Source organism: Streptomyces sp. NPDC060028, assembly GCF_042736725.1.
GTDB lineage: Bacteria > Actinomycetota > Actinomycetes > Streptomycetales > Streptomycetaceae > Streptomyces.
The window spans coordinates 58196-73213 of sequence record NZ_JBHWVJ010000039.1; the positions used below are offsets into that span (position 1 = coordinate 58196).

The following is a 15018-nucleotide window of genomic DNA, read 5'->3' on the forward strand; positions in this document are numbered from 1 at the left end:
TGCCCCGGCATCTGACACCATTCCCCGGGGGCGTCGTTCAGCGGGCGAGCGATGCTCAATTGGGAGTGAGCTTGCGACCAGGGGACGGATGGGACCGCGCTGTGCGGGGCTACGAAAGCCAGGAGAGCCATCAGGCCGAGGTCGACCATCTCTCGCGCTTCGAAGCCGAGATGGAGCGGCTGAAGAAGGAGCGCGGGAAGGCCGTCCAGCACGCTGAGGACCTGGGATACCAGGTCGAGGTGCTGCGCGCCAAGCTCCATGAGGTACGCCGCAATCTGGCGTCCCGGCCCGCTTACGACAGCGCGGACATGGGCTATCAGGCGGAGCAGCTGCTTCGCAATGCCCAGATCCAGGCCGACCAGATGCGCTCCGACGCCGAGCGCGAGCTGCGCGACGTCCGGGCACAGACCCAGCGGATCCTCCAAGAGCACGCCGAGCACCAGGCGCGCCTGCAGGCCGAGCTGCACGCCGAGGCCGTCAACCGCCGCCAGCGTCTGGACCAGGAGCTGGGCGAGCGCCGCCAGACCGTCGAGGCGCACGTCAACGAGAACGTCGCGTGGGCCGAGCAGCTGCGGGCCCGTACGGAGTCCCAGGCCCGCCGGCTCATGGAGGAGTCCCGCGCCGAGGCCGAGCAGTCGCTGAACGCCGCCCGCGCCGAGGCCGCCCGGATCGCCGAGGAGACCCGGCGCCGGATGGCCGCCGACGCCGAGGCCGCCCGGGCCGAGACCGAGGCCACCCTGCTGCGCGCCCGCAAGGAGGCCGAGCGACTGCTGACCGCCGCCTCCGCGCAGGCCCAGGAGGCCACCGAGCACGCGGAGCGGCTGCGTACGTCCACCACCGCCGAGGCCGAGCAGACCCGGCAGCAGACCATGGACCTCGGCCGGGTGGCCGAGCAGCGCGCCCAGGAGGCCGACGGAGCACTGCGCGAGGCCCGCGCGGCCGCCGAGAAGCTGCTGGCGGAGGCCAAGGAGAGCGCCGCCCGGCAGCTCGCCTCCGCGGAGTCCGTCAACGAGCAGCGCACCCGTACCGCCAAGGAGCAGGTGGCCCGGCTGGTCGGCGAGGCCACCAAGGAGGCCGAGGCCCTCAAGGGCGAGGCCGAGCAGGCACTGGCGGACGCCCGCGCCCAGGCGGAGCGGGTGCGCACCGAGGCCGGTGAGGCGGCTCGTACCGCCGCGGCCGAGGACATGGCGGCTCAGCTGGCCAAGGCGGCCCGCACTGCCGAGGACGTACTGAACAAGGCCTCGGAAGACGCCCGGGCCACCACCCGGGCGGCGTCCGAGGAGGCCGAGCGCATCCGCGGCGAGGCCGAGGCGGAGGCCGAGCGGCTGCGCCTGCAGGCGGCGACCACGGCCGACGAGCTCAAGGGCGCGGCGAAGGACGACACCGAGGAATACCGGGCCCGCACCGTCGAGCTCCAGGAGGAGGCCCGGCGGCTGCGCGGCGAGGCGGAGCAGCTGCGCGCGGAGGCCGTCGCCGAGGGCGAGCGGATCCGCGGCGAGGCCCGCCGCGAGGCGGTCCAGCAGATCGAGGAGGCCGCCCGGACCGCCGAGGAGCTGCTCGGCAAGGCCAAGGCGGACGCGGACGAACTGCGCGGCGGGGCCAACGCCGAGAGCGAGCGCGTCCGCGCCGAGGCCGTCGAGCGGGCCACGACCCTGCGCAAGCAGGCCGAGGAGACCCTGGAGCGGACCCGCGCCGAGGCGGAGCGGCTGCGCGCCGAGGCCGAGGAGCAGGCCGAGACGGTCCGGGCCGAGGCGGACGCCGCCGGGGCGCTGCGCCGCGAGGAGACCGAGCAGGCGGTGGCCGCGAGGCGTGCGGAGGCCGACGAGGAGCTCGTACGCCTGCACACGGAGGCGGAGACCCGGCTGACCACGGCCGAGCAGACGCTCCGCGACGCCCGCGCGGCGGCGGAGAACATCCGCAAGGAGACGACCGAGGAGAACGACCGGCTGCGCGCCGAGTCGGCGGAGCGGATCCGCACCCTCCAGGCGCAGTCGGAGGCGGAGGCCGAGCAGCTGCGCGTGGACGCGGCGGACGACGCCGGCCGGGTGCGCACGGAGGCCGAGCAGACCGCCGTACGGCTGCGCGAGGAGTCCGAGGCCGAGGCCGAGCGGGTGCGCTCGGAGGCCAAGGAGACCGCGGACCGGCTGCGCGCGGAGGCGAAGGCCGCCGCGGAGCGGGTCGCCGAGGAGGCCGCGGAGGCGCTGGCCGCCGCCCAGGAGGAGGCCGCCCGGCGTCGCCGGGAGTCCGAGGAGACCCTGGCTTCGGCACGGACGGAAGCGGACTACGAGCGGGCCCAGGCCCGTGAGCAGAGCGAGGAGCTGCTGGCGCAGGCCCGCAAGCGCTCGGAGGAGGCGCAGGCCGAGGCGGCCCGCCTGACCGAGGAGGCGGAGCGGCGCGCGTCGGAGCTGGTCGCGGCGGCCGAGGCCACCGCCCAGCAGGTACGGGACTCCGTGGCCGGTCTGCACGAGCAGGCCGAGGAGGAGGTCGCCGGGCTGCGCAGCGCCGCCGAACACGCGGCGGAGCGTACGCGGAGCGAGGCCGGGGAAGAGGCCGAGCGGGTCCGCGCCGACGCCCACGCGGAGCGGGAGCGGGCCACCGAGGACGCCCACCGGATCCGCAGCGAGGCGCGGGCCGAGACGGACGCGGCGAAGGCGCTGGCGGAGCGGACGGTCGGCGACGCGATCGCCGAGGCCGAGCAGCTGCGCGCCGACACCGCGGAGTACGCGCAGCGGGTGCGTACCGAGGCCACGGACGCGCTGGCCGCGTCCGAGCGGGACGCGGCCCGTACCCGGGCGGACGCCCGGGACGACGCCAACCGCATCCGCGGCGAGGCGGCGGAGGCCCTGGAGTCTTCCCGCGCCGAGGGCGGCCGGATCGTCGCGGAGGCCACGGCGCAGGCCGAGCGCCTCACCGAGGAGACCCGCGCGGCGAACGCGGCGACGGTCGGCGAGGCCACGGCCGAGGCGGAGCGGCTCACGTCCGAGGCCGAGGCGGCCGCGGACGCGACGCGCGCCGAGGCGGCGGGCACGCTGGACGAGGCCCGCGCCGACGCGAACCGCATGCGCTCCGAGGCGGCCGAACAGGCCGACCGGCTCACGTCGGAGGCGCTCTCGGAGGCGGAGCGGCTCACCGAGGAGACCCGCGCGGCGAACGCGGCGACCGTCGGCGACGCCGCCGCCGAGGCGGACCGGCTCATCGCGCAGGCGGCCGAGACCCTGGAGGACGCCCGCACGCAGGGCGCCCGTCTGATCGGCGAGGCCACCGCCGAGACCGAGCGGATGACGGTCGAGACCCGGGCGGCCAACGACCGTACGGTCGGCGAGGCGAACGAGCGCGCGGAGGCCCTGAAGGCCGTGGCCGAGCGACTCCTGGAGGACGCCCGCACGGACGGCGGCCGGATCATCGGCGAGGCCACCGCGGAGGCGGAGCGCGTCACGGTCGCGGCGGCCGAGACCCTGGCGAGCGCGGAGCGGGAGTCCGAGCAGACGCTGGACGAGGCGCGCGCCGAGGGCAACCGGATGCGTACGGAGGCGGCCGAGCAGGCGGACCGGCTCGTCTCGGAAGCTTCGGCCGAGGCCACGAAGCTCACCGCGCAGACCCGCAAGGACAACGAGCGCACGGTCGGCGAGGCCGCGGCGGAGGCCGAGCGGCTGCGTACGGAGGCGGCGCAGGAGCTGTCCTCGGCGCAGGAGCACGCGACCCGTACCCGGTCCGAGGCCGAGCGGGTCAAGGCGGAGGCCGCGAACGAGGCCGAGCGCACCCGCGCCGAGGCCCGCAAGGAGTCGGAGCGGCTGCTCGACGAGGCCCGCGAGGAGGCCAACAAGCGCCGCAGCGAGGCCGCGGAGCAGGTGGACCGGCTCATCACCGAGGCCTCATCGGAGGCCGAGAAGCTGACGTCGGACGCGCAGAAGCAGGCTCTGGCCGCCACCACGGCGGCCGAGGAGCAGGCCGACGCGATGGTGGACGCGGCGCGCAAGGAGGCCGCGCGCATCACCTCGGAGGCGACCGTCGAGGGCAACTCCGTGGTGGAGAAGGCCCGTACGGACGCGGACGAGCTGCTGGTCGGCGCGCGCACGGACGCCGCCGCCATAAGGGAGCGGGCGGAAGAGCTGCGCGGCCGGGTCGAGTCGGAGGTCGAGGAGCTGCACGAGCGGGCCCGCCGGGAGTCGGCCGAGCAGATGAAGTCGGCCGGCGAGCGTGTGGACAAGCTGGTGCGGGCGGCGACCGAGCAGAGCGTCGAGGCCGAGGCGAAGGCCAAGACGATGGTGTCGGACGCGAGCAGCGAGGCGAGCAAGGTCCGCATCGCCGCGGTGCGCAAGGCGGAGGCGCTGCTCAAGGAGGCCGAGCAGAAGAAGGCCGAACTGGTCAGGGAGGCCGAGGGCGCGCTGGCACAGGCGAAGGCGGAGGCCGAGCGGCTCGTGGAGGAGGGCCGCCGCGAGCTGGAGGTCCTGGTGCGCAGGCGCGAGGACATTCAGGCGGAGATCTCCCGTGTCCAGGACGTACTTGAGGCGTTGGAGTCATTCGAGGCGCCTTCGGGTGGCGCGAAGCCCACGGTCGGCGGCCAGGGCGCGGGGGGCGTGAAGGCCGGCGCGACAGCGGGTTCCACTCGATCGGGTGGCAAGACGTCAGAGGGGTAGTCGGTGCACACGCATGTGTGCTCCTGATGGAGGTTCAGGCGAACGAGTGACAAGCATTCTGTCGCCTTGCCACTCAAAAGGGGTGTCATTGTCCAGATCAAACGTGGATTGACTCGATGACACGCCGCCCGGGCGCCTAGGATTCCCCTTAACACCTCACGCAGTACCTCATCGGTCTCATTCGACAGGAACCCCATGAGCGACCCTTCCTCCCCCTTCGGCTTCGAGCTCGTGCGGCGCGGTTACGACCGCGGTCAGGTGGACGACCGCATTACCAAGCTGGTCTCCGACCGTGACAGCGCCCTCGGACGCATCAACTCTCTGGAAAAGCGGATCGAGGAGTTGCACCTCGAGACGCAGAACGCCCAGGCCCAGGTGAGCGACGCCGAGCCGTCGTACGCCGGTCTCGGCGCCCGGGTCGAGAAGATCCTGCGGCTGGCCGAGGAGGAGGCGAAGGACCTGCGCGAGGAGGCCCGTCGCGCGGCCGAGCAGCACCGTGAGCTCGCCGAGTCGGCCGCCCAGCAGGTCCGCAACGACGCCGAGTCGTTCGCCGCCGACCGGAAGTCGACGGCCGAGGACGAGGGCGTCCGCATCGTCGAGAAGGCCAAGGGCGACGCCTCCGCCCTGCGCACCGAGGCCCAGAAGGACGCGGCCTCCAAGCGCGAGGAGGCCGACGCGCTGTTCGAGGAGACCCGCGCCAAGGCCGCCCAGGCCGCCGCGGACTTCGAGACCAACCTGGCCAAGCGCCGCGAGCAGTCCGAGCGCGACCTGGCCTCGCGTCAGGCCAAGGCCGAGAAGCGCCTCGCGGAGATCGAGCACCGCGCGGAGCAGCTGCGCCTGGAGGCCGAGAAGCTCCGTACGGACGCCGAGCGCCGGGCCCGCCAGACCGTGGAGACCGCGCAGCGCCAGGCCGAGGACATCGTGGCCGACGCCAACGCCAAGGCCGACCGGATCCGCAGCGAGTCCGAGCGCGAGCTGGCGGCGCTCACCAACCGCCGCGACTCCATCAACGCGCAGCTGACCAACGTCCGCGAGATGCTGGCGACGCTGACGGGTGCGGCCGTCGCCGCGGCCAACCCGATCGTCGACGACGAGCCGGTCACCCGCGGCGTCCCGGCGCAGCAGAGCCGCTAGCCGCCGGTACGCGTGACCGAGGGCCCGGGCCACCTCTTAGAGGTGGCGTCGGGCCCTTCGGCGTTCTAGCGTGAGCGGCATGATCGAGCTTGAGGGCCTCACCAAACGATTCGGCACGAAGACCGCCGTGGACAACCTCAGCTTCCAGGTCAGACCGGGGGTGGTGACCGGCTTCCTCGGCCCCAACGGGGCGGGGAAGTCCACGACCATGCGCATGATGCTCGATCTCGACAACCCGACCGGTGGGACGGTCCGGATCGACGGGAAGCACTACCGGGACCTGCCGGAACCGCTGAAGTACATCGGGGCGCTGCTGGACGCGAAAGCCATGAACGGCGGTCGCAGCGCCTACAACAACCTTCTCTGCCTGGCCCAGTCGAACCGGATCCCGGAGCGCCGGGTCTCCGAGGTGCTGGACCTGGTCGGCCTGACGGCCGTGGCGAAGAAGAAGTCGAAAGGATTTTCGCTCGGCATGGGGCAGCGGCTGGGAATCGCCTCCGCCCTGCTCGGTGACCCGGAAATCCTGATGTTCGACGAACCCGTCAATGGTCTGGACCCCGAAGGAATTCTCTGGATCAGAAATCTTATGAAGGGCCTGGCGGCGGAGGGAAGAACGATCTTCGTTTCCTCCCACTTGATGAGCGAAATGGCGCTGACCGCAGACCATTTGGTCGTCATCGGACAGGGAAAACTGCTGGCAGACCTGTCGATGGCCGATTTCATCCAGCAGAACTCCCGCAGTTACGTCCGGCTGCGCTCCCCGCAGCAGGAGCAGCTCAAGGACCTCCTGCACGGAGCGGGGATCGACGCCGTCAGCGTCCCCGCCACCGGCACGCTGGAGATCGACGGCGTGCCCGCGGAGCGACTCGGCGAGCTCGCCGCCCAGCACCAGATCGTGCTGCACGAACTCAGCCCGCAGCGGGCCTCACTGGAAGAAGCGTTCATGCGCATGACGGCGGATTCCGTCGAATACCACGCCCACGCCCCGGGCGCCCCGGGCGTCCCCGCCAATCCGGCCCGCCCGGCCGACGTACCCGCGTGGGGCGCCGGCTTCGACACGAAGCGCAAGGGCGGCGAGTGACCGTGTCCTCCTTCCCCGCCGTCCTCACGTCCGAGTGGACCAAGATCCGTACGGTCGCCTCGACGAGCTGGACCCTCGCCATCGCCTTCATCGCCACCGTCGGGTTCGGCGCCGCTTTCTGCGCCCTGGTCAACGCGGGCTTCGACAGCATGAGCGACATCGAACGGGCCACGTTCGACCCCACCCTGGTGAGCTTCAGCGGGATGCAGTTCGGCCAGCTGGCGATGATCGTCTTTGGGGTGCTGGTCGTCAGTACCGAGTACAGCTCGGGGATGATCCGCACCTCACTGGCCGCCGTACCCGCACGCGGGGGCTTCCTGCTGGGCAAGCTCGTCGTGGCCACGGCCCTGGCCCTGCTGGTCGGACTGCTGACCAGCTTCGTGGCGTTCTTCCTCGGCCAGGCGATCCTGGGGGACCGCGGCATCGGCATCGACGGGGAGAACGTCCTGCGCGCGGTGATCGGAGCCGGCCTGTACATGGCGCTCCTCGCCCTGTTCTCCATGGGCGTGGCCGCCATGCTGCGCAGCTCGGTCGCCTCGATCAGCATTCTGATCCCGTTCTTCCTGATCGTCTCGAACCTCCTCAGCGGTTTCGAGGCGACCCGTAAGTACGGCCAGTACCTGCCCGACAAGGCGGGGTCCAAGATCATGCAGATCGTGCCGGAGGCCATGGGGAGCGCCGAGACCCCCTACGGCCCCTGGGGCGGTCTGGCGATCATGCTCCTGTGGGTGGCCGCCGCGGTGCTCGGCGGTTACCTCGTCCTCAAGAAGAGGGACGCCTGAGGTACTACGGGTCATCCCCGGGTCGGGCTCAGGGGTAGGTCAGGGATAAGGGCCGGGACGGAACCGTAGGCGACTGGATATCCTCTTAACCCTTACAGGGCGAAAGTCGTCCCGGTCCGCTGAGGGGCAGCAACATGATCGAGGCAGTCGGCCTGACCAAGCGCTTCGGCGCCAAGACCGCCGTCGACCAGCTGTCCTTCCAGGTCAAGCCGGGTCACGTGACGGGATTCCTGGGGCCCAACGGCTCCGGGAAGTCCACCACCATGCGCATGATCGTCGGTCTCGACCGGCCCACTTCCGGCCAGGTCACGATCAACGGCACCCCGTTCCGGGAGCTGCCGAACGCCCAGCGGCACGTCGGTGCGCTGCTCGATGCGAAATCCGTGCACGGCGGCCGCCGGGCCCGGACGCACCTGCTGTCCGTCGCCCAGCTCTCGGGTATCCCCGAGAAGCGGGTGGACGAGGTCCTGGGCGTCGTCGGCCTCCGGGACGTCGCCAGGCAGCGTACGAAGGGCTTCTCGCTCGGCATGGGCCAGCGGCTCGGCATCGCGACCGCGCTGCTCGGCGACCCGCAGGTGCTGCTGTTCGACGAGCCGGTCAACGGCCTCGACCCCGAGGGCATCCTCTGGGTCCGCAACCTCATGCGGCAGCTCGCCGCCGAGGGCCGCACCGTCTTCGTCTCGTCGCACCTGATGAGCGAGATGGCGCTGACCGCCGACCACCTGATCGTGATCGGCCGGGGCCGGCTGCTGGCCGACATGGGCACCCAGGAATTCATCACGCACAATTCGGCCGGATTCGCGCGGGTCCGCGCGGCCGACACCGATCCGGATGGCTGGGACACGCTGGGCGTGGTCCTCACCAGGGCGGGCGGCCGCGTGCTCCGGGAGCCCGACGGCTCCCTGCGGGTGACCGGGCTGGAGCTGCCCCGCATCTCGGACCTCGCCCACGAGGCCGGCGTACGGCTGTGGGAGCTGTCACCGCACCGCGCCTCGCTGGAGGAGGCGTACATGCGCATGACCCAGTCCTCCGTCGAGTTCACCTCCACCGAGGACCCGCGCGCCGAGCTGTGGGAGCCGGAGCCGATGTCCGTCCCCGAGTGGGAGGCCGAGGCCCCGGCCCCGGCGGTCCCGCAGGCGGGCTTCTTCGCCCCCGCGCCCCCCGCAGCGGGCGGCGCGCCGTTCCTGATGCCCAACGATCCTGGCGAGCTCGCCGGAGCCGCCGCGCACACCCCCGAGGACCCCCGATGACGGCCGCCCCCAAGACGACCGGCTACAGCTCGCCGCTGCCGGACACGCGGCCGCACCTGGGGCACGCCATGGCTTCGGAGTGGACCAAGCTGAAGTCGGTGCGCTCCACGGTGGGGACCCTCGCCTCGCTGGTCGTCGTCGTGATCGGCGTGGGCTTCCTCTTCATCACGCAGACGCGGTCCGACAACTACGTGGCGATGCCGTTCACCGCGCCGGCCCTCTTCGGCCTGCTGGTCGGACAGCTCTCGGTGATGACCCTCGGCGTCCTGATGATGAGCTCGGAGTACGGCACCGGCCTGATCCGCACCACCTTCACCGCCGCCCCCGACCGCTACCGGGTGCTGACCGCGAAGTACCTCGTCTTCGGCATCACGACCTTCCTCGCCACCGCCGGGTCCGTCTACCTGGTCGGGCTGGCCACGATGCTCGTGCACGGCGACGCCGCCGCCGGACCGCACCCGGGCGTCGCCTGGCTGTACGCGCTGGCGGGCAGCTTCTACGTCACCCTGCTCGGCGTCCTCGCGGTGGCCGTCGGGGCACTGGTGCGGCACGCCGCCGGGGCCATCGCGGTGATGCTCGGCGTGGTCACCCTGCCGCCGCTGATCGGCGGGATACTCACCGTCTGGGAGGCCTCCGCCGGGGCCGGGCGGGTGCTGCTGGGGTACAACGCCCCGGTGGCCCTGATGCAGGTCTTCGGCATGCCCGACGCGGGCGCCAACCCGGCGTCCCTCGCGGGCCTGCCCGGCAACGTGACCCACATGGCCGTGATCCTGCTGGTCACGGCGGCCGCGGTGGCCGGATCGTACGTGATGACCGGGCGCCGGGACCTGTAGGGCCCGGGCTCAGTACTTGGGTGCGTTGCGGGACCGCTGCACCTTGGAGGTGCGGCGGTCCTTCGCGTTCCAGCAGGCCTTGTGCCAGTGCCGCCGGTCGTCCACGCCGCCGTACTCCGGCCAGGCCACCAGGTGCGGGGTGCCGGAGGGGATCTCCTGGTCGCAGCCCGGGCAGCGGTAGCGCTTGCCCACCGTGCTCGCGCCCGCCACGTGCCGGACCTTCCACTCCTCGCCGAGGTACTCCTCGGTGTGCTCCAGCCCGAACCGGCCCAGACCCCCCGAAGCCGGTCCCGACCCGGAGCCCGGGCCCTGGTCCGAACGGTCGGCTGGATTCCCGCCGCCCCTGGGGCGGTTGTGGCGCGGTGACACGTATACCTCACGGATGGCCGGACGGCAGTGACTTTCTCCCAGACTACGCGCAGCAAGGGGGGGTACCCGCAGGGTGGCTTGGAGAGGCCGGCCGGACTCGGGCGGCTGGCCTGACAATCCCAATAACTTTCCTGTCAGGCCGTGCCTTTGGCACGTGTCAGACGTTGTTGCCATCAGACGTTGTTGTCATCAAACCGGTCCACCTGGGGGAGGCCGCGTCAGCTGCGAGGAGGCAAAGCGATGCGCGTTGGAGCGTTTGTACTGGCGGCCCAGTTCCCGGGCCAGGGGCAGGGGGAGCCGCTGCACCGGGCGGTGCGGACCGCCGAGGTGGCCGAGGAGGCCGGGCTCGACTCGGTCTGGCTCGCCGAGCACCACTTCGTCCCGTACGGGGTCTGCCCCTCGGCGGTGACCCTGGCCGCCCTGCTGCTCGGACGGACCCGGCGGCTGCGGGTGGGCACGGCGGTGAGCGTGCTGCCGAGCACGCACCCGGTCGCCCTCGGGGAGCAGGCCGCGCTGCTGCACGTCACCTCCGGCGGCCGGTTCACCCTGGGGGTGGGCCGCGGCGGCCCGTGGGTGGACCTGGAGGTGTTCGGGAGCGGGCTCGAGGCGTACGAGAGCGGATTCCCGGAGGACCTCGACCTGCTGCGGCGCTGGCTGACCGAGCCCCGGGTGGGCGCGGCCGGCGACCGGCACGGCTTCCGCGAGGTGGCCGTCGTACCCCGCCCGGAGGAGGCGCTGGACGGGGACGGAACAGGGCCGGAAGTGATCGTCGCGTGCACCTCCCCGGCGTCGGTACGGCTGGCAGCGGAGCGGGGGCTGCCGATGCTGCTGGGCATGCACTGCGGGGACGAGGACAAGGCGGAGATGGTCGCGCTGTGGCGGCGTACGGCACTGGCGGCGGGCCACGCGCGGGAGTTCGTACGGGCGGCGGGCCATGTCTCGGCCGGGGTGTGCCAGCTGGCGGACCGTACGGCGGACGCACGGGAAGCGCTGCTGAAGTCGATGCCGGGCTGGCTCAGGCAGGGCCTGGAAGCGCACGTGACGGTCGACGGCCGCGAGCGCGCGATGCGCGACCCCGTCGCGTACACGGAGCTGCTGTGCGACCTGCACCCGGTGGGCACGCCCGGGCTGGCGGCGGACCGGCTGGCGGCCACCTCCGAGCGCACGGGCATCACGCGGTTCGCCCTGCTGACGGAGGGGTCCGGCGACCTCGCCGCGACGGAGGAGAACCTCCGTCGCATCGGCGCCGAGGTCCTGCCCCGGCTGGGCGGGGACGTGTGACCAAGGCTGCCGCTCCGGTATCTGTGGCACCTCCCGCGATACGGAGCGGCAGCGAAGTACGGTCTTGCGGTCTTGCGGTCGTACGGTCCTGCGATCGTGCCGGATCGACCTAGCAGTCCCGCAGTTCCGGCGACTGATTGAGCAGCTGACCGCGGATCGAAGTGAACTTGGCCAACCGGTCGTCCACCGAGGAATCCAGCGGGAACACCGCCACTCGGTGACAGTTCTGGAATGCCAGGCGCACTCCGAAGTGCCGCTGCAGCGCACCACGTATCGCGTCACTCGCGAGAGCGCGCAGCAGCTGTCCACGCGCCTGCTCGTCGGGCGGCGGCGTCTGGTTGTCGGCGAATTGTCCGCCGTCCACCTTCAGCTGGGCCACCAGCGAGCTGATCATCTCCCATGCGTAGGGCAGGGAGGTCCGGACGCAGTCGACGAAAGCGGCTTCGTCGACCTCGCCTCGCTCGGCCTGTTCGAGTAGGGCCGGTGAGACGTCGAGCGACATGGGTTCTCCTCTCGCGACCCCGGCAGATTGGGTTGCCGGAGCCTTACGGGCAGGGAAGAAGGCCGCGACGCAGTGTGCACGTTCGGCAACCTCCAGCTATCCACGGTAGGCGCCCGGTGGGTACCGCACCAGGAGAATGCGCATACAACGCGCCATCGGCGAACGGGGCTTTCGGGGGCGAATCGCGTGGGGGGCCATCGGTCGAGTAGCGTTGCCGACCATGCGTCTCGTCATTGCCCGCTGCTCCGTCGACTACGCGGGCCGGCTCACCGCCCATCTGCCCTCGGCACCCCGTCTGATCCTCGTGAAGGCCGACGGCAGTGTCTCGATCCACGCGGACGACCGAGCGTACAAACCGCTCAACTGGATGTCGCCGCCGTGCACCCTCAAGGAGGGGAGCGGTGACGAGGCCGGCGTCTGGACGGTCGTCAACAAGGCGGGCGAGAAGCTCATCATCACCATGGAGGAAGTCCTGCACGACTCCTCCCACGAGCTGGGCATCGACCCGGGCCTGATCAAGGACGGCGTGGAGGCCCACCTCCAGGAGCTCCTGGCCGACCGGATCGACACCCTGGGCGAGGGCTACACCCTGATCCGCCGCGAGTACATGACGGCGATCGGCCCGGTGGACATCCTGTGCCGGGACGCGTCGGGCGCGACGGTCGCGATCGAGATCAAGCGGCGCGGGGAGATCGACGGCGTCGAGCAGCTCACGCGCTACCTGGAGCTGCTCAACCGGGACCCGCACCTGGCGCCGGTGCGGGGCGTCTTCGCGGCGCAGGAGATCAAGCCGCAGGCGCGCGTCCTGGCGACGGACCGGGGCATGGACTGCGTCGTCCTGGACTACAACGCCCTCCGCGGCATCGAGGACGACAAACTCCGCCTCTTCTGACCGGCCGGGCCGAAGCCCCTGGGGCAAGAGCCGGCATCAGCCAAAATCCGGCCCCGCCGGCGTTTGAGGCGCGGGGGTCCGGGGGTCGCCCCCGGCAACGGCGCCGCAGACAGGCGGGTCAGGTGCCGGACGGGGTGTTGGCCGGGGCCGTCGCCGTCGGCGAAGCCGTGGGGCTCGCGGACTGCGAGGTCGGCGGCGAGGCGCTCGGGTTCGGTTCCGGGTCCGGATCCGGGGCCGGCGGGGTGGAGACCGGGTTCGTCTTCGACGGCTTCGCGGACGGCTTGCGCGAAGGGGTCGTACGCGACGACGGGGCCCCGGACGGAACGAGCACCGGCTCCTCCGGGCTCCCCGACTCCGACTCCGCCGCGGACACGCCCGGCTCTGGCGCAGGAGCGCTCCCGCCGGTCCCCGGCACCGCCGGCGGCGTCGGGGACTTCGAGACCCCCGGCCCCTGCGCCGGCGGCGCGGCGGAGTCCGACGAGGTCATCGCCAGCGCGACCACCGTGCCGAGCACCAGCACCGTCGCCGCGCCCACCGCCGCCAGCAGCACCGGCTTGCGCCGCCCGGCCGACTCGCGCTCCGGCGCCGCCGCCGGCGCCCGCTCCACCCGCACCGGCTCCGGCGTCAGCGGGAACGCGTCCTCGAACACCTCGGCCAGCGTCGCCGGCACGGCAGCCGGCTGCGCAGAAGACACCACAGGGACGACCGGCACCACCGTCGTCACCGCCTCGGAAGCCCGAGCGGAAACCGGGGCGGAAACCGGGGCGGAAACCGGGGCGGAGACAGCCGCCGGCTTCACCACCGCCGGCGCCTCCAGCCGCAGCGGCGGCGACACCTCCACCCCCGCCGCCTCGCGGTCCGTGACGAGCGCCAGCGCCCGCCGCCCCGCCACGGTCCCCCGCTTGTCGGCCAGCGCGCCCTTCAGCCCGATCGAAGCCTCCAGCTCCGCCCGCGCCCGGTCCAGCCGCCCCTCGCACAGCGCGAGTACACCCAGCTCGTGGTGGAAGTACGCCTGCTCCGCGACCTCCCCCGCCTTCCGCGCGGCCTCGGCGCCCGAGCGCAGCACCCGCTCCCACGCCTCCCAGTGCAGCGAAGCCGCGAAGGCCGGGGCCGCCGTGCGTGCCAGCAGCACCGCCGCCACCACGTCCGCGCCGGCCAGCGCCGCGAGCACCGCGTCCGCCTCCGCCGCGACCCGCTGCGGGGTCACCGAGGTGTGCCCGGTCCACCAGGCGTAGTGCCGGGCCGCCGTACGGGCCTCCTCCGCGGCCGTGTCCCCGTACCCGACCTCGTCCAGCTGCCGCGCGACCCCCGCGGCCAGCCGGTACCGCGTACCGACGGGCGTCAGCAGCCCGCAGTCGAGCAGCTCCCCCACCGCGGTGTCGGCGTGCGTGTCCCCGACCAGCGCCGGCAGGTGCGCGTGGTGCGGCAGCTCCCCGCCCAGCGCGCAGGCGATCCGCAGCGCGGCCCGCGCCGATTCGCTGACCCGCGAGGCCAGCAGTTCCGCCGGGGCCGCGCCCTCGGCCAGCGCCGGCAGCGGTACGAGGGCGGCGTCACGCGGCCGCTCCTCGAAGACCCCGGGCTCCTCGTCCTCGTCCTCCGGGGTCCTGCGGTTGAGCTCGTCCCGCTGCCGCAGCAGCGCGGCGGCCTGTACGAAGCGCAGCGCCAGCCCCTCGGAGGCGAACCGAAGGTCCCCCGCCCAGGCGATCTCCTCGTCCGTCAGGGCCCGCCCGACGCCCGACTCCAGCAGGTCCACGCAGTCGGCCTGCGCGAGTCCGCCGAGGAAGACCTCCTCCAGGTGCGAGTCGTCGGAGGGGGCCCGGGTGTCGGGGGTCGCGGCCAGCAGGTACGCGCACTCCGGCGTGGCCCGCAGCAGCTCGTCGAGCGCGGGCCCGCCCATGTCGAGGTCGTCCAGCAGCACCACGGCGCCTATCTCCCGTACCCGCGCGAGGAGTTCGGCGCGGTCGGGCCGCTCGCCGGGGGCCTCGTACACGGCTGCGTACAGCGCGTGGAGCAGCTCGCCGGGCTGCTGGTACCCGTACGCGGAGAGCCGTACGACCCCGTCGGGTGCCACGTCCGCGCACGCGGCGGCGACGGCGTCAAGCAGCGTCGTGCGTCCGGACCCGGCGGGCCCGGTCAGCCGTACGGAGCGGCCGCGCGCGAGCAGCCGTACGAGCCGCTCGCGCTCCTCGTCGCGTCCCAGCGGCGGCCGCGCCCCGGCCGTGGCGCCCGAGGGCAGCGGCGCGGCGGGGGGCCGGGC

The 15018-nt window shown here is 72.9% G+C and carries 11 protein-coding genes; 8 read left to right on the forward strand and 3 right to left on the reverse strand.

Annotated elements, in window-relative coordinates:
- Window positions 1-101 precede the first annotated feature (101 nt).
- The 6 genes from scy to ACFWBF_RS20695 all read left to right on the forward strand — a co-directional run bounded on the left by scy (window position 102) and on the right by ACFWBF_RS20695 (window position 9717).
- The gene (gene scy, locus ACFWBF_RS20670; protein WP_385603674.1) at window positions 102-4637 is read left to right on the forward strand and encodes a polarized growth protein Scy; all 4536 of its coding nucleotides are present in this window, start codon (window positions 102-104) and stop codon (window positions 4635-4637) included.
- Between the two features lie 195 nt (window positions 4638-4832).
- Window positions 4833-5771 (forward strand): cellulose-binding protein, encoded by a 939-nt coding sequence (locus tag ACFWBF_RS20675; protein WP_385603677.1) that lies wholly within the window; start codon window positions 4833-4835, stop codon window positions 5769-5771.
- 79 nt (window positions 5772-5850) lie between these two features.
- Window positions 5851-6852, forward strand: a complete 1002-nt coding sequence (locus tag ACFWBF_RS20680) for an ABC transporter ATP-binding protein (protein WP_385603680.1) — start codon at window positions 5851-5853, stop codon at window positions 6850-6852.
- A gap of 2 nt (window positions 6853-6854) precedes the next feature.
- The gene (locus ACFWBF_RS20685) at window positions 6855-7634 is read left to right on the forward strand and encodes an ABC transporter permease subunit (RefSeq protein ID WP_385603701.1); all 780 of its coding nucleotides are present in this window, start codon (window positions 6855-6857) and stop codon (window positions 7632-7634) included.
- Between the two features lie 134 nt (window positions 7635-7768).
- On the forward strand, window positions 7769-8884 hold the full coding sequence (locus tag ACFWBF_RS20690; protein WP_385603682.1) for an ABC transporter ATP-binding protein: 1116 nt from the start codon (window positions 7769-7771) through the stop codon (window positions 8882-8884).
- Complete coding sequence (locus ACFWBF_RS20695) at window positions 8881-9717, forward strand: ABC transporter permease (RefSeq protein WP_385603685.1); 837 nt, start codon at window positions 8881-8883, stop codon at window positions 9715-9717. Before ACFWBF_RS20690 ends, ACFWBF_RS20695 begins: the two co-directional genes overlap by 4 nt.
- A gap of 9 nt (window positions 9718-9726) precedes the next feature.
- On the opposite strand, the gene ACFWBF_RS20700 is transcribed toward ACFWBF_RS20695, so the two are convergent.
- Window positions 9727-10086, reverse strand: a complete 360-nt coding sequence (locus ACFWBF_RS20700) for an ATP/GTP-binding protein (RefSeq protein ID WP_385603687.1) — start codon at window positions 10084-10086, stop codon at window positions 9727-9729.
- Between the two features lie 240 nt (window positions 10087-10326).
- Between ACFWBF_RS20700 and ACFWBF_RS20705 the strand changes: the two genes are divergently transcribed.
- Window positions 10327-11367: an LLM class flavin-dependent oxidoreductase gene (locus ACFWBF_RS20705; RefSeq protein WP_385603689.1), complete on the forward strand. Its 1041-nt coding sequence runs from the start codon at window positions 10327-10329 to the stop codon at window positions 11365-11367.
- A 109-nt stretch (window positions 11368-11476) separates the two neighbouring features.
- On the opposite strand, the gene ACFWBF_RS20710 is transcribed toward ACFWBF_RS20705, so the two are convergent.
- Entirely contained in the window at window positions 11477-11869 is a 393-nt protein-coding gene (locus tag ACFWBF_RS20710; RefSeq protein WP_069921977.1) for an SCO5389 family protein, read from the reverse strand.
- A 220-nt stretch (window positions 11870-12089) separates the two neighbouring features.
- Between ACFWBF_RS20710 and nucS the strand changes: the two genes are divergently transcribed.
- Window positions 12090-12761 carry an endonuclease NucS gene (gene nucS, locus ACFWBF_RS20715; protein WP_385234882.1) on the forward strand — a complete coding sequence of 224 codons (672 nt, stop codon included), beginning with the start codon at window positions 12090-12092 and terminating at the stop codon, window positions 12759-12761.
- Window positions 12762-12879: 118 nt separating this feature from the next.
- On the opposite strand, the gene ACFWBF_RS20720 is transcribed toward nucS, so the two are convergent.
- Window positions 12880-15018, reverse strand: a 2139-nt coding sequence (locus tag ACFWBF_RS20720) for an ATP-binding protein (RefSeq protein WP_385603692.1), incomplete at its 5' end; no start/stop codon positions are given.

What these genes read in the sequence shown, in the direction of transcription:
- ACFWBF_RS20710 (WP_069921977.1), bottom strand. Translation starts at nt 11,869, where the DNA reads ATGTCGCTCGACGTCTCACCGGCCCTACTCGAACAGGCCGAGCGAGGC.
- ACFWBF_RS20680 (WP_385603680.1), top strand. Translation starts at nt 5,851, where the DNA reads ATGATCGAGCTTGAGGGCCTCACCAAACGATTCGGCACGAAGACCGCC.
- nucS (WP_385234882.1), top strand. Translation starts at nt 12,090, where the DNA reads ATGCGTCTCGTCATTGCCCGCTGCTCCGTCGACTACGCGGGCCGGCTC.
- ACFWBF_RS20690 (WP_385603682.1), top strand. Translation starts at nt 7,769, where the DNA reads ATGATCGAGGCAGTCGGCCTGACCAAGCGCTTCGGCGCCAAGACCGCC.
- ACFWBF_RS20695 (WP_385603685.1), top strand. Translation starts at nt 8,881, where the DNA reads ATGACGGCCGCCCCCAAGACGACCGGCTACAGCTCGCCGCTGCCGGAC.
- ACFWBF_RS20675 (WP_385603677.1), top strand. Translation starts at nt 4,833, where the DNA reads ATGAGCGACCCTTCCTCCCCCTTCGGCTTCGAGCTCGTGCGGCGCGGT.
- ACFWBF_RS20705 (WP_385603689.1), top strand. Translation starts at nt 10,327, where the DNA reads ATGCGCGTTGGAGCGTTTGTACTGGCGGCCCAGTTCCCGGGCCAGGGG.